The following is a 15,915-nucleotide window of genomic DNA, read 5'->3' as shown; positions in this document are numbered from 1 at the left end:
TCCTTTAAAAGAAAGAGCCTGGGTCAGTCAATCATCAGGTGAACAAGCACATCACCGAGCGTGCAGATTGTCTTCAATCCACTGGGCAAGAACGGGCCTCTCGATGCTTCGCGCTGCGTCCGCCAAATAGGCGGCCTCGTCCGCACCCACGGTCCATCCATGCGCTAGAAGTATCTGCAGACCTTCAATGGCCTGCGCGTCTTCTCCCATATGGAAAACCGCTTGTCGCGCCGGGGTCAGGCCGTTGTCTGCCACTGAGTCAACGCTTGCTCCGGCGTCGACCAATCGGCGTGCACGCTCTACCGGGCCGAGTTTCAAAAGCGCCGACAATGTCGTGACGCCGGCGTCATCAGGGGTGTCGATCAAGTTATGGGCCTTGTACCAGTCGAGCACCCAGGTGAAGACAGAATCATCACTTTCCAGCGCCGCGCGATGCAGCAGGCTGCCACCGCCGAGGTTGCTTTTCTGAAAAAAATCCACGCCATTTTCCGCGAGAAAATCGAGTGTCTCCACGTTTTCAGCGACGTAGAACAACACCGGGATTTCGCTGTACGACTCGCCGTTTTTTATGTGCGCAAGCAAACGTTGCATTGCACTGCTATCTCCGCCAGCCAGCGCATCGCCGGCTTCATAAAGATCCACTAGCTGTTCTTCATTGATCATCGGTTGCTCCCTATACGAATCGGCGCCACGCCTGGCGGAACGACGACATGCCTGTTCGCGTAGCCTTCTGCCCGATCAAGCACCGGCTTGGCCTTGATACCCAGGCATTGGCAATTGCATTCGCTGTCTGAATAGTCTTTCAAGGAATTTTTAATCCCTCTCTGAAGATCTCGAATTTCCTTGTAGTGCCCACCCGGAACAGTCACGCCATGCTTATGCACATGTCCGCCCTTGGCATCCTCAATCGGATTGTATTTGCTGAACTCATGGCTAAGAAGCCGGGTTTTGTCTTCGATTTTTGTCAATTTCGCATAGCAGGCAATTTTTTTCGCCGTCAGCCCTGACGGGTCGACCCAGCCAACCGGGTTCGGCGCATAGGCATACAGGTTCAATCCGCCCGCCAGACCGATCGGGTCCTGGCTGATAAAACGCCCGACGCCTGGATCATAGTAGCGATGCCGATTGTAGTGCAGGCCGGTTTCATGGTCGTGGTACTGGCCCTGGAAGCGGATCGGGTTGGTCAACCCATGACGCTGCGCCAGTGCCGAGCGATGTTCGTCGATTTCCCCCCAGGCCTTGTAGTGGGCGCTCCAGGCAATGTCGCCCTGCTGGTCAGTCAGTTCCTGTGGTGTGCCGAGGTGATCGCATTGATACCACGCCAACACATCAAAAGGATGAGCGATCGGCTTGTGGTTCCACAATGGATCATCTTCAACGCTGTACTCGTCGCTGTCATGCACCTGACCGATCAGGTCGATCGGTTGATGGCGCAGGGCTTGAGCAACCGGAACAAAGGATCCGGGCTCGAAAATATAGTGCACGGTGCGACCGGCACCGCCATCGAGGTGTGCCGGGCTACTTTCCCACGCCAGAGTGTCACCGTCCCAGCCATACAGTGTGAAGCCGCAACCAAGCTCGCGTTGTTGGCGCGCATGTTCATTGCGATTCCATTGTGAACCGGCCTCAGGCCGCTGTTTGTAATGGGCGCGGGAGTTTTTGTGGAGACGTCTGCCCAACGCGTCGTAGGCGAAATCCACGCTCAGCTGCGGGTTTTCGAAATGCACCAGCCGATCAAACAGGTCCCAGTGCAGGTCGCTGCGCTGACCGTTATGCCAGCGCCGGATCTGGTTGCCGCGATCATCGTAATCGTAGTGGCTGCCGACAAATTCACGCAGCCGATTATCCAACAGGGTGCTACGCGCGGGAGTCTGGTCCAACGGTCGGCGGACTTCGCTGACATGAGCATCAAGCAGGTTGCCCGCCGGGTCGAAGGCGAACGTTTCCAGGCCTTGCCGAGTGGTCGCGCTGAGCAGTTGCCCGATAGGGTCATAGCGATACGTGAGGGCCCCTCTACGGCTGTCATCGATACGGGTCAATTGGTCGGCGGCGTCATAGGCGTAGTCGCGTTTGAGCAGTGTGGACTTGTCCTCGCTGCGCCCCAGCAATTGCTCTTGCAGACGTCCGGTCGGACTCCACTGCTGAGTTTGCAGCAAGCGGTTGCCTTGATGGCGGGCGACTTCACGGTGCAGCGCATCGCGTTCGTAGCCGATCAATTCATGCTCATCGAGGCGCAGCCCCAACAGATGTCCGCTGCCATAAGTGAGCCAACTGACGCGGTGGCCGTCCGGGCGAACGGTAGCAACACGCTGGTTGAGCGCATCGTACTCGTGCTGCCAGATCGCGACCGCAGGCTTTTCCAGTGCGAGGTAGTGCTGGTGTTCACGCAACAGATTGCCGGCCAGATCGTGAAACCACTGCAACCGGCTGTCAGCGTTGATGGCCATGATCAGATTGCCGTTACCATCGTAATCGAAGGTTTCGCTTTGCGACTGGTCGCCCAGGCTGGCGTGGCGTTCGGTCAACCGCCCCATCGCGTCGAAGCTCAAGGAAATCACGCGTTCGCCGTTGAAGACCTGGGCCAGACGTCCTGTCTCGGGGTCGTATTGGTAACGGGTATCACGACCATCAAAGCCGGTTTCTTGCAGCAGACGGCCTACCGGGTCGTAGTGAAAAAGTGCGCGTTGTCCGTTGGCGTTTTCCAGTGCCTGCAACCGCCCCAGCCGATCCCAGCGATAACGCAGCGTCTGTTGCGCTGCATCAACTCGCTCGGCAACCGCACCAGCAGCACTATAGCTCCACGTGGTACAGCGACCGAGACCATCGACATGCGCCAACAGCCGACCTTCGGCATCGCGCTCAAAACGTTCCTCGGTCTTGTCCGGGTGTTTGATCAGCGCCAGATGCCCGGCCTTGTATTCGTACTCTGTGACGTTTCCAGCGGCGTCGGTGAAACACACCATCTGCCCCCGTTCGTTGTAGTCCCAGACGCTGGATTTACCCGAACAATCGACGTACTCCACCATTTGCCCGGCAGCGTTGTAGGCCAGGGTTTTTTCATTGCCGTTGGCGTCCTTGATCGCCGTTGGCAGCCCCGCCTTGTTATAGGCGTATCGGGTTTTGTTACCCAACGGATCAACCGTTTCAACGAGGTTGCCGTGGTCGTCATGCTCGCGCTGCCATTGGCCACCCTCGGCGTCATGGGTCTTGATCAGTAAATCCTGATCATCGTAGGCGTAGTGCAGCACGGTGTGATCGGCGCGAATGTGTTCGAGCAGATTGCCCCGCTCGTCGTAGCTGTAACGATCAGTGCTGCCGTCGGTGTGCAGATGTCGAATGACGTTTTTAGCGTCATCACGCAATAGCCATTCCGAACGCTCATCCGCATGCCGAATGCGATAGGTGTAGCCAAGGATGTCGTAGTAATGCCAGGTCTCGTTGCCGAGTGCGTCCGTGACGTAAGTCAGACGAATGTTTTCATCCCACTCCAGGCGCGTGTCGAAGCTGCCGTCGTCGGCCCATTCGCGAATGGCTTTCGCGTCGGCGCCGACCCCTTGCCATTGCAGGTTCATGCCGCGACCCGTGCGGTCGGTATATCGGGTCACCAGATGATGTTGATACTGGTACGACCATGCCGCCCCGTTCTCGTCCTGAGCGAGAATCAGATCGCCAGCGGCGTCGTACTGATAGGCACAGAGTTGCCGTTGCGCAACGCCGTCGCGAATCTCCCAGATTCCTGCCAGTCGACCTTGGTCATCGAGCATCGTACCGAGGTGCAAATGTACCTTACTGACGTCGTTTTCCTGATAGGTGATCAGGTCCGAAATCACCGATTGCCCGCCGTGGCTGTGCTCGTAATGCAGCATGATCCCGGCACCGCTGCGCATCGAGACATTGCTCAGCACATAACGCTGGCCATGGCGGACGTAGGTTTCCTTGCGCTCAAACCCGCGGCACAGTAAAAGCTGATCTTCACTGCTGCGCACCAGCGTGATGTTTTCGATAGCGTCGTAATGAAACAGCCCGACTTTGGGTAGCGGCCAGGAATGGCTGCGACCATCGGCATCGTAGAACGACAGGGCTTCATCGACCCTCTCAAAGCGTGTCGAAAAGGGCGTAATCCAGCGCGCGCCCAGCGCCTCCTGATCGTAGGCGTGCAGATCCGAGCTGTAGCAACGGATCCAGTCGATCGGGAATGGGCCGGGCAAACTGAAGTCAGCGTGGGTCAGACTTTCAGAACCCGTGGCGAAACTGATGCTCTTGCACGTACTGGAACAGGTACCGTTCTTGTCAGCGCTGGGTCTTGCTCTGACCGGCACTTCAGTTTTCCTCGCCTCGACCCTGCCGGCCGCACCTTGATGCCTGGCCTGAGTGGTACCGCCGACCCTGACGTTGCCGGGCACCCCACGCCGGTTGCGCGCCCTCCACACCTCGACGGCTTTGGCCAGCATGACCAGCAGCGAGCCGATGGAAAACTGCATATTCGGATTGCTCAGCTTTTTCAACTGCGCCCGCAGCTCAGGCCCCATGGCGGTCAGTTGCGCCGTCTGCCGGTGCACCAGCTTCTGCGCATCCTTGCGCACGAGGAGCTTCGCCGCACTGTTGACCGCGCCTTTGCCCGCAGCCTTGTAGACATCGCAGGCCGCATCAAAAATATTGCTGATGGCCTTGGTGGGGTCGTGAAGCAGTTGCCCGCCTACGCCGCTGACCCTTTTCTGCGCTCTGTCGAGGTCTTGTGCCGCATCCAACTCGCCGTCGACCACCGCGTTCAGGCCCTTGGCGATTTGCTTCAGGAACTCTTCCCCCTTGTGCCCTGCCTTGTCCAGCAAGTCGGGCAACGAGGACTGCGCGGTTTTCACGAACTGATCGATTTCCCCAACGATGGTCGCGTTAAGGTGCCCGGTGACGACATTGATCACGGCATCCGCGAGCACCGCTTTGCCGGCGATCTTCATTTCCTCGCGTATCAGATACAGCATGGGGCGCAAGCTCATGCGAGCGGCGGCCATGTTGGCCGGCACCGGGATCACCCCGATCAGATCGATACCCAGGCTGACCCAGTCGAGCGGGTCGCGTTGCGCACTGCGGGACAAGACCGCGATGTCATTCAGGACATCCACCAAAGCCATGATGTTGCCCACGATCGGCAACGCCCCGGCGACATACTTGATGCGTTCCAGGGTCACATAGCCGCCGCTGACCTCTTGCAGCCAGGCATCGAACTTCGCCGCGTCACGCCCGACGTCCACGACCTGGATCTGATTGAGCGGGACTACCGCAACCTGGGATTCACGTTTTACCGCAGCAGCTTGAGTCGTCATGACAGCGTCCAACAGGCCCGAGCATGCCTCGGGCAATTATTGAAGACGCAGACCTGCGGCAACCGGGGGACACACGTCCCGGAGCGCAGATCTGGTTCCCTATTGAATTTCACCGGTTCAGCTAATGACCGCACCTTTCGGGCCACTGGCAATCAGCGCGGCCCCGCAAGCGGTTTTCATGCCGTCCAGCGCGATGGGAGTGCCATCGACGGTGTAGGTGCTGCTGCCCTCGGCAATCGGGAAAATTCCCTTGCACAAAGGGCAACTGACCTTGTGACCGAGCCCGGCAATCGGTTTGCCGTTGAGGTCGGTCCGGGAGAACGCTTCGAGGACTTTGCCACCGTGCGTAGTGGAGTCGCCCAAGCGGATTGCATCTTTCATGTTGTCACTCCTTTGACGGTCGAACGGGTCGCCGATCTCGACTTCAAACCCGACAGGCAGCGAGACCGCCGCTGCGAGTTTTCAGTTGCTCAACTTTGAATCACGAAAACAGGGCGATAAAATCTTCGAAGCTGTCGGCGATTTTTCGCCAATGATCATCTTCCCACCAGATGACGCTCGGATGCTTGCGATCGCCCCTGTAGTCGAAACAAAACGCACTGCCGTCACCCGCCATGCCAAAACAGATAATGTTTGAGAAGTCGGTGATGTCGGCAATGGCACCCGGCTCATCACTGACATCGCCAGGTTCACCGTAATAACCATCACAGACAAAATCTTTATTGAGCGCCTCGGATTTTTCCCGCAACTGTGACTCGCTCACATACACCTGCGCGAGCTCGGTCTCCAGCGTCTCGTCGAACGCATCTTGCTGGTTTTTCAGCCTGAGATTACAAAAGCCGTCTACCGTTTGATACTTGGAAGCGAAGGCGCTGTAAGCCTTCGGAAGGACCAGATCTTTGACATTCATAATGGCTTTCTCTTTTGATATTCGGGTCTTGTTTTCGCGTAGGCAATCGCCTTCAACGAGGCGCTGTTGCACTTGGTGCCATAAAGCGCTCTGAGGTCTCTTACGTCCTGTGCCAGGCGCTGGCGAGCCAATAGATTATCCTCACCGTCCTTTCTCATCGAGGCTTTGCCTCTTCCCGAGAACGTGCGTGTTTGCGCATGCGCTTGCGTTGTCATCAAAACGGCCGGCCCATCGTTGCGCGATACGCCGATGGTTTTGTTATAGGCATTCTGAGGCATGTGGTGGCCGACTTCGTCAGCCTGCCGTTTGGCGTCCATATCACGGAAACTTCCCCCGTCCAGACAAGGGCATCGCGCCAGTCCCAGTGGATCGATCCAGCCCAGGGGGTTGGGCGCATAAACGAAAAGATTCAGCCCACCTTCGTAACCCGCCGGGTCTTTGGAGATAAAGCGTCCCACCGCCGGATCGTAATAGCGGAAACGGTTGTAATAAAGGCCGGTTTCATGGTCATGGTACTGCCCCTGGAATCGGATCGGGTTACTCAGCCCGGGTTGTCGCCCTGACGCCTGGCTCTGCTCCCGGATCTCGCCCCACGCACTGTATTGGGCACTCCAGGCGATGTCGCCATTTTCGTCAGTCAATTCCTGCGGAGTTCCCAGATGGTCGCACTGGTACCAGGCAAGCCCGTCTACTGGCGGTGCCTTTGGCGTGCGGCTCCACAGCGGATCGTCTTCCAGACGGTAGTCGCCCGATGGATCAGCCAGGCTGGACAACGCGATGTACTGGTGTCGCCTGGCTTGCGCCACGGGTACAAACAAACCTGGCTCATAAACGTAATGAACGGTGCGACCCGCGTCACCGTCGCCTTGACCTGGACTGCTTTCCCAGGCCAGGTTATCCCCATCCCAGCCATAGAGCGTGAACCCGCAGCGCAAGTCGCGCTGGCGGCGTGCATATTCGTTCAGATTCCACAGCGAACCGGCTTCGGCATGCTCCTTGAAGTGCGCTCTGGAGTGTTTGTACAGACGTCGTCCCAACGCATCGTAAGCAAAATCGACCTCCAGGCGTGCATCGTCGAAATGCACCAGGCGGTCGAATAGATCCCAGCGCAAACGACTGATGCTTTCGTTGCACCAACGCTGAATCAGATTGCCACGTTCGTCGTATTCATAATGGCTGCCTGCGCAATGACGTAACAGATTGCCCGCCAGCCTGCCCTGCAACGGATCCTGATCAAGGGGACGTCGGACCTGCTGGGCTCTTTCGTCGAGCAGGTTGCCAGCCGGATCGAAGGCGAAAGTCTCGACAGCCAACCGGCTCTGCGCTTTGAGCAAACGTCCCACGGGATCATATTGGTAGTCCAGTGGACCGCGCCGCGTATCATCGATGTGAATCAACTGTCCTGCGGCGTCGTATCGGTACTCACGCTTGAGCAACGTGCGCTTGTCGTCTGCTCGGCCGAGTACCTGCTCCTGCAAGTAGCCGACCGGCGTCCATTTCTGGGTTTGCTGCAGGTGGTTGCCTTGATAGCGGGTGACCTCACGGTGCAAGTCATCTCGCTCGTAACTGACCAACTCATGTTCATCGACCCGAATACCGAGGACATGGCCGCTGCCGTAGGTCAACCAACTGACCCGATGACCATCAGGACGCCGCGTCGCCACACGCCTGTTGAGCACATCATATTCGTGTTGCCAGACTGCAACGTTGGCCTGTTCGAGGTGCAGATAATGTTGGTGCTCACGCAGCAGATTGCCCGCCGCGTCATGAAACCACTGCAAGCGACTGTCGGCGTTGCAGGCTGAAATCAGATTGCCGTTTCCATCGTAGGAAAAGGTTTCCTCCTGCGTCTGGCCTGCCTGACTCGCGCGACGGGTAATCAAGCGATTCATCGGGTCGAATTCGACCTGGGTAATCCTTTGCCCGTCGATGACCGAGGCCAGCTTGCCGCTGTCGGCATCGTAGCGATAACGTGTGACCTGCCCGTCGAAGCCGCTTTCCTGAAGCAAGCGACCTACAGGGTCATAGTCGAACTGTGCGCGCTGCTCGTTTTCGTTCTCCAGGGCGGTCAGTCTGCCGAGACGGTCCCAACGAAAGCGCAAGGTCTGCTCGGCTGCATCCACCCGCTCACTGATCAGTCCGGCAGCGCTGTAGCACCAGGTCGTGCAGCGACCCAGTTGATCGACGTACGCGAGCAAACGGCCTTCGGCATCTCGAGTGAAGCGTTCTTCGGTCTTGTCCGGGTGAATGATCAGTTCCAGTTCACCGCTGCCGTACCGATATTCGGTACTGTACCCAAGTGCGTCGGTGAAACTGATGATCTGCCCAAGACTGTTGTACGCCCACTCGCTCGCCTTGCCAGAGCAGTCAATGTATTTGGTCAGTTGACCGGCTTCGTTGTATTCGAGCCGGTTTTGCGCACCGTTGGCATCTGTGACCGCTTCGAGCAAGCCGGCTGGGGAATAGGCGTACTCGGTCACGTTGCCGAGCGGATCGACAGCCTCCACCAGATTGCCGCAGTCGTCATAGTCCCTTGACCACAGCCCACCCTCGGCATCGCTGATTTTGATCAACTGGTCCTGATCGTCATAGGCGTAATGCACGGTCGAACCATCGGCGCGCAGGTGTTCGACAAGATTGCTGCGCTCGTCGTAACTGAAGCGGTCAACGCTGCCATCGGCATGCACGTGACGCACGAGGTTCTTCGCTTCGTCACGGAACAACCATTCCGAGCGCTCATCCGGATGACGGATACGATAGGTGTAGCCAAGAATATCGTAGTAGTGCCAGGTCTCATTGCCGTGAGCATCTGTCACGTAGGTCAGACGAATGTTTTCATCCCACTCCAGGCGGGTATCGAAACTACCGTCGTCTGCCCACTCGCGCACCGCTCTGGCGTCGGTTCCGTCCCCCTGCCACTGCAGGTTCATGCCGCGTCCCGTCCGGTCGGTGTAACGCGTAATCAAGTGGCGCGAATATTGATAATCCCAAGCCGAACCGAATTCGTCCTGTGCCTGAACCAGATCACCCGCCGCGTCATAACGATAAGCGCAAAGCTGTCGCTGGGGCGCGCCGTCACGGATTTCCCAGAGACCGATCACGCGCCCGCAATCATCAATCAAAGTCCCCAGATGCAAGTGAACCTTGCTGACATCGCCCTGGTAAGTGATCAGGTCCGAGAGTACCGGTTCATCAGCATGGCGGTGTTCGTAGTGGAGCATGATCCCGGCACCGCTGCGCAACTCGATCCCGCTGAGTACGTAGCGCGATCCGCGGCGAACGTAAGACTCCTTGCGCCCGAGACCGCTGCAGAGCAGTAACTGATGTTCACCGGAACGAATCAGTGTCAGGTTTTCAACAGGGTCGTAGTGGGCTTTGCCAATGTTCGGCAAGGCGTACGCATGACTGCGTCCATCCGCGGCATGAAACAACAAACCATCGTCCACGCAATCGAAGCGCGTGGTGAACTCCGTTAACCAGCGGGCACCCAGTTCGCTGTGGTCATAAGCCCCCAGACTTGAGTAATAGGTGCGGTTCCATTTGATTGGAAAAACCCCCGGAAGACTGAAATCCGTGTGCGTCAGGGTTTCCGTTCCCCGTGCAAAACTGATGTCCCGGGTCGTCCCCGTCGGCACACCATTCTTGCAGCCACTGGCGTCCGCCCGCGCCGGCGCCTGGTTACTCTGCAGCTCCAACTGACCTTTGCCGGCGCGCTGCTCTGCCTTGCTGGTGGCCCCGGGTTTGACACTGGCACTCTGGCCATGCTTGCGGCGCTTGCGCCACGTCACGACGGCTCCGGCGAGCATCTGCAACAGCCAACCGATGGAATGCTGCACAGAGGGGTCGCCAAGCTTTTTCAACTGGGTTCGCAGCTCAACACCCAATGTGCGCAACATCGACGTGTTGCTGAGCACCAGGGCCTTGGCGCGGTCCGGCAGAAGATGTTGCGCCGCGCTGTTGGCTACGCCTTTACCTGCTGCTTTATAAGCACTGAAGGCCGCGCCGAAAATATTGCCAATGGCCGCCTTGGGGTTATGTAACAGCTGCCCTCCGGCCGCACTCATTTTCGAGCCCGCTGCACTGAGGTCGCCTTTGGCGTCGAGCTTGCCATTGACCACGGTTTCCAGACCCTTGGCAATCTCGTTCACGGCTTTTTGGCCGAGCTCACCCGCATCGTCAAGAATGCTTGCCAGCTTGGGTTTGGCCTGCTCGACAAAATTGTCGATCGTCCCGACGATGTTGGCATTCAAATGCCCGATCAGTACCTCGATCAAAGAGTCACCCAGCAACATCTTTGCACTGTTGCGCAGCTCCTGACGCACCAGACCCAAGGTCGGGCGCAACGTCATCCGCGCCGAGGCCATCGTTGGCGGCGCCGGCAACACACCAATAAGGTTGATGCCCAGGCTGACCCAGTCGAGGATTTGCCGCTGCTTGCTCTTGGCCAGCGTGACGATGTCGCCAAGGGCGTCAACCAAGGCCATGATGTTGCCGACCACAGGCAACGCACCGGCAACGTTCTTGACGCGCTCAAGCGTTACCACCCCGCCGCTGATGGATTGCAGCCATGCATCAAATTTGGCGGCCCCGCGCCCGACGTCTTTGATGTCGATGGTGTTGAGCGGAACCACTGCCACTTGCGCTTCACGTTTTTTTTCAGCGGATGTCGGCGTAGTCATGACAGCACCTCACCGGGCAGCAGACTGGAAACGGAGCCAGGGGCGAGTTTTTTTACTGATGTTTCAGGAAGCGATACCGCCGGCAGGCTCGGCAACTTGCCTGCCTTGCTCGCCGCGCCGAGGATGCTCGACGCACTCGGCATCGCCGCGCTCGCCAGTTTCGGCAGTCCGGCTACTCCGCCCTGCACTGCGCCTTTCACCTGCTGAGCCGTTTGCATTGCGCCCTGCGCGGTCTGCATCGCACTCATCCCTGTTTGTGCCATTGCCTTGCCCTTCTCCAGCATGTCCCAGTTCTTGGTTGGCAACACTTGAGCGACCATCGCTTGCACCTGGCTTGGCACCTCTGCAGCGCCTGGCGGATTCAACGGCCATTCGGGTTTGCCGATGTAGCTGCCATCGCTCCAGGTGTCTGCCGGATCCTTGCCGAACAACACGCGCGCTGGCCCCGGTGCGGCGCCAGAGACGCTGGCGAAACCCTTGGCGTCGAGCTTGCCCTTGATGCTTTTGCCCAAGGCGTCGATGACTTCGTAATCGCCTTCCTTGATGCCCTGGCGCCCGGCGTACTGGTTGAACAGTTCCAGATTGCCCTTGCCCGGTTTCGGCGGTTCCGGGAATACACCGGCCAGGGATTTCGCCCCGGTATAGGCAAAATTCGCCGCATGCGCCGTGTACGGGCCGGTGGTGGCGTGGGTGATGCCGCCCGCGTTGTACGTTGTTGCACTGCCGCCGCCCTGGATCACCAGTTCGGTTTTCGCGGTGATGGTGATGCGGTCGGCGTTGGCGGTGATGTTGAGTTTGGCCAGCAGGTTGATACTGTCCTTGAGCGCCCGCACGTCGATGTCACCGGAGGCTGCGACCAGGCGCCAGCCCATGCTTTGCACGAACAGGCGCATGCCACGACTGGCGCTGGCGAGCAGGCGTTTGCCGATCGACAGGCTGGTGTGGCCGGTGCTGCTCAGCGCCAGGTGTTCGCCGGTGGCGATGTGGCTGGAACGCGGGGTGGTCAGGGCGATGCCGGCCGGGCTGGCAAGGACCAGATGCGGTTCGGTGAACTCGGGGAATTCGTTGGCGGTGAGGTTCGCAGGGCCCGAGCCGAGTACGCCTTGGTGCTGGGCGTGCAGCGCCTTGGCGACGTCATCCTGATCACCGGCTTCCTGCGCTTGCAGCTCTTTGGCCTGCACGGCAAAACCGTCTTGCTGATCGCTCGCAGTGGCGAGGCGCTCGGCAGTTTCCGGCAGGTCTTTGTGGTGTTTCGATTCGTTCGGGCGCGGCTCGGTGGTGATCAGCAAGCCGGCACCGGCACGCACTGCGCCGTGGCGGTCGGTGCGCAATTCAAAACCTTCGCCCCGCGGCTGACCACCGCTCGGGCGCGGATGGGTCAAATAACCAAGGTTGATCGCACTCGCACCGTGGTCACTGCGCAGCGCGATGCTGATCTCGCTGGTGGTGTCGTCGATGCGCAGTTCGTTGGCACGGCTGCCCTTGTATTCCTTGCTCTTGACCGTGGCAAGGGTCTTGAAATCCGGCAGTTTGTACGGCGGCAAATTCGCGCCGTGGTACAGACAACCGGTGATCAGCGGCTGGTCGGGATCCCCCTCAAGGAAGGTGATCAGCACTTCCATGCCGACCCGTGGAATATTGATCGAACCAAAGGTTTCCGCTGCCCAGCTCGACGCCACACGCATCCAGCAACTGGTCATGTCGTCGTGCTTGCCTTCGCGGTCCCAGAAGAACTGCACCTTCACCCGACCGTACTGGTCGCAGTAGATCTCTTCGCCTTCGGGGCCGCAGACCACAGCGCTTTGCGTGCCGAGGACTTTCGGTTTCGGGTGATCGAGCGGCGGACGGTATGGCACATCCCACGGAATCGCGCTGAAGCGGTTGCGATAGCCCTGATGGAAATCGTCCTTGAGCTCTGTGGTGTCGCTGGTCAGCGACTCTTCCAGCACCTGCGGCTGCTTGCCTTCGTGGTAGATCTCGGTGAGCAGCCACAGGTCATTCCAGGTCGGGTTGGCATGCTCGGTGAGGGCGAGGAAATGCCCGCTGACCAGGATCGGCTGGTCGCTGCTGCCCTCGGCCAGACGGTAGTCGCTGCGATGACGTTCCAATGCCCGATTGGCCAGATGCTTGCCACGGTCGCGATCGACGAAACGGCCCGGGTAGTCGTAATCTTCCAGGTCCGGTTGGGCACTGCTTTTGGCGTCGCTTTCCAGTTCGATCTTCGGTTTGACGAAGTCGTAATCGCGCCGCGTGGTGCGGCTGGTGCGGGTGGCCAGACGCAAGCCGAAACGCTTGACTACCGGTTTGTCGGCGACCAGTCCGGAGTCCTGCTGATAGGCCACTGGCGCGAGTTTCGGGAACACCGTCTGGTCATCGCCGAAGGTCAGTTTGTGGCCGCTGGCGGTGTGCTGGAAGTGGTAGTGAATGCCCTCCTCTTCGCACAGGCGCTGGATAAAATCGAGATCTGACTCGTCGTACTGCACGCAGTAAATGCGCTCGGGGTAAATCGCGCTGAGCTGGAAGTGGTAATCGCTGGCGAGAATGCCGTGCTCTTCCAGCACCTGGCTGATGATCTGCTGCACGGTCATCTGCTGGAAGATGCGCTGGTTCACGCGATGCGCGAGGTACGCCAGTTGCGGACGCAGGGAGATTTTGTAGCGCGTCAGACGCTTGCCCGACTCGCCCTGGGCGATGCTGTAGATCAGCCCGTGAATGCCGCTACCGCTCGGCGACAGCTGCAGAAACGCCAGTTTGTGCAGCACGCTTTCGAGGTTGATCGAGGCCTTTTCGCTGACCAGTTCCAGCTCGAACTCGAAGGGGGTATTGAGTGACTCCCGGCCGGTAAACGACAAGACCTGGAAATCGTTTTCCACGCCATCGACGGTCAGGTTGAAATGAGGCTGATTGGCCGGTGAGAACATCCCTTGTTCCTCGCGCAATGCTGCGACGGGCGCCGGTTCCGTGGAGCGTGGCGCACGAAAAAATTCTGTAGGTCAAAGCCGCCCCGGCCAGCCGCACTGGCCGGGGCGGGACAACCATCAGCCATGATTAAACGACTGGAGCACGCCAGTCATCGGAACCCGAAGTACCGGATACTTCGTGGGTCCAGGTGATTTTGCGGTAGGTGAACTGCACTTCTTCCAGGTGGGTGAAGTGCGCGTTGCCTGGATCCTGGCAGTTGTGCATTTTGTTGTTGATGGCGACGATGATCGCGTCTTCCAGTTTGGTGGTGTAGTAGTGCTCTTGGGTACCTTGAGCCGAAGTACGGAACCACTGGATAACGATTTCGCTCATGCGCTCGCCCGAAGTCAGAGCAGCTTGCAGCAGAGGCGAAGCCTTGTCGTAGACCTTGGTGATCACAACTGGCTTGTGAACGCGCTGACCGGTTGGCTGACCGGATTGCGGGTCACGCGGGATGATCACGTCGTGGCTGAAAGCCTGAACCATGACCTGGTCTTCGTGGCCTTCCTGGTAGGTGTTGCCAACGGAGTCAGCGGTGAATGCGCCGGCAGTGATCAGGCCTTGTTTTTCGCCGGTAACCGACATGTACGCTGGTGTTGCCATGGGGTGCTCTCCTTGCTTGAAACGCATGACCGACAGGCACCATTGCCTGTCCGGGTGGGCTTCAGGTATGAGAGTGTCAGATTTTTTGTGTGCGGGCCGGTAATGGCCTGCCGTCAGGCAGGCCGGGTTTTACCAGGTCGGCCTGATAAATCGATCTCCGTACAGAATCGCAAATTGGTTCATCGCACTCTTCCAGTCATGAGCCGCCGAGCCCCAGTTTGCCGTGATGTTACGCAGCCCAAGCCAGATCAGCTTGGTCGCTGCGTCATCCGTCGGGAAGTGGCCCCGGGTCTTGATGATCTTGCGTAGCTGAGCGTTGATGCTTTCGATAGCGTTGGTCGTATAGATCACTTTTCGAATGGCAGGCGGGAAGACAAAAAATGGAATCACTCGATCCCAGGCTCGTCTCCAGGCCGCCACCACCGTTGGGTATTGCTTACCCCAAGGGCCATTTTCAAAGGCATCCAGTGCTTCCTCAGCCGCTTCTGCGTTGATGGCTTGATAGATCGGTTTTAGCGCCTTGGCCAGCTCACGGCGCTTGTCCCACGCCGCGTAATCGAGGCTGTTGCGGATCAAGTGGACGATGCATGTTTGCAGCGTTGTTGCCGGAAATACTGCGCTTAGCGCCTCTGGCATGCCTTTGAGACCGTCAGTCACGGCGATCAGCACGTCCTCTACGCCGCGGGTCTTGAGGTCGTTGAAGACCTTCATCCAGAACTTCGCACCCTCGGTGTTTTCGATCCAGATACCAAGAATATCGCGCGTTCCATCGGGTAAAACACCCAGCGCCAAGTAAATCGCCTTGTTGCGGACAAGGCCTTCTTCTCGGATCTTGACCCGCAGCGCATCGAAGAAAATGACTGGGTACATCGGCTCAAGCGGTCGCTGTTGCCACGCACCAATTTCCTCCATCACCTCGTGCGTGACTGAGCTGATGAAGTCATGGGAAACGTCCGTCCCGTATTGCTCAGAGAGGAAAGCGCGGATTTCTCGAACGGTCATGCCTCGGGCATACATGGCGATGATCTTGTCATCAAAACCGGTGTAACGCCGCTCATGCTTGGGGATCAGAATGGGGGCAAAACTGCCATCCCGATCACGGGGAATCTCCAGCCGCAGCGGGCCATCCCCCGTCAAAATCGTCTTGCCCGTTTTGCCATTGCGCTGGTTGGTTTCATCCTCTGGGCGCTGCGCGCCCGGCGGATACCCCAGGTGGTGACCGAGCTCGGCACTCAATGCTCGCTCAATCAAGGCCTTCTTGAAGGCCGCAGAAGCGTCTTCAATAGCCTCTGCGGTAATCAGCCCCTCACCGAACTCTTCGAGCAGCTCCTTGGGGATTTTTGGTAGGTCACGCAGGGGTTTCTTTTTGGTTGGCATACATGCACCTCTTACTCATGTTATGCCCGAACACAAAATTTCTGACACCCCCTCAGGTATCAAA

At 58.6% G+C, this 15,915-nt stretch carries 8 protein-coding genes; all 8 read right to left on the bottom strand.

The window, feature by feature from the left end:
- Positions 1–51: 51 nt before the first annotated feature.
- Positions 52–663, bottom strand: coding sequence for an ankyrin repeat domain-containing protein (locus tag ATI02_RS30705; RefSeq protein ID WP_100848260.1), 612 nt, complete (start codon positions 661–663; stop codon positions 52–54).
- A complete protein-coding gene (locus ATI02_RS30700; protein WP_100848259.1) occupies positions 660–5,321 on the bottom strand; it encodes an RHS repeat-associated core domain-containing protein in 4,662 nt (1,553 codons plus the stop codon). The genes ATI02_RS30705 and ATI02_RS30700 overlap by 4 nt, the downstream gene beginning before the upstream one ends.
- Positions 5,322–5,438: 117 nt before the next feature.
- Complete coding sequence (locus ATI02_RS30695; protein WP_095188731.1) at positions 5,439–5,702, bottom strand: PAAR domain-containing protein; 264 nt, start codon at positions 5,700–5,702, stop codon at positions 5,439–5,441.
- A gap of 100 nt (positions 5,703–5,802) precedes the next feature.
- Entirely contained in the window at positions 5,803–6,231 is a 429-nt protein-coding gene (locus ATI02_RS30690) for an SMI1/KNR4 family protein (RefSeq protein WP_095188730.1), read from the bottom strand.
- The gene (locus ATI02_RS30685) at positions 6,228–10,910 is read right to left on the bottom strand and encodes an RHS repeat-associated core domain-containing protein (protein WP_100848258.1); all 4,683 of its coding nucleotides are present in this window, start codon (positions 10,908–10,910) and stop codon (positions 6,228–6,230) included. Before ATI02_RS30685 ends, ATI02_RS30690 begins: the two co-directional genes overlap by 4 nt.
- The gene (locus ATI02_RS30680; protein WP_100848257.1) at positions 10,907–13,831 is read right to left on the bottom strand and encodes a type VI secretion system Vgr family protein; all 2,925 of its coding nucleotides are present in this window, start codon (positions 13,829–13,831) and stop codon (positions 10,907–10,909) included. Before ATI02_RS30680 ends, ATI02_RS30685 begins: the two co-directional genes overlap by 4 nt.
- A 127-nt stretch (positions 13,832–13,958) precedes the next feature.
- Positions 13,959–14,474 carry an Hcp family type VI secretion system effector gene (locus ATI02_RS30675; protein WP_100848256.1) on the bottom strand — a complete coding sequence of 172 codons (516 nt, stop codon included), beginning with the start codon at positions 14,472–14,474 and terminating at the stop codon, positions 13,959–13,961.
- A gap of 129 nt (positions 14,475–14,603) precedes the next feature.
- Positions 14,604–15,851 (bottom strand): IS256 family transposase, encoded by a 1,248-nt coding sequence (locus tag ATI02_RS30670; protein WP_095191982.1) that lies wholly within the window; start codon positions 15,849–15,851, stop codon positions 14,604–14,606.
- Positions 15,852–15,915 lie beyond the last annotated feature (64 nt).

This window comes from Pseudomonas baetica, from assembly GCF_002813455.1.
GTDB classification, from domain to species: Bacteria; Pseudomonadota; Gammaproteobacteria; order Pseudomonadales; family Pseudomonadaceae; genus Aquipseudomonas; species Aquipseudomonas baetica.
This window is presented reverse-complemented; position numbering and strand designations above follow the sequence as displayed.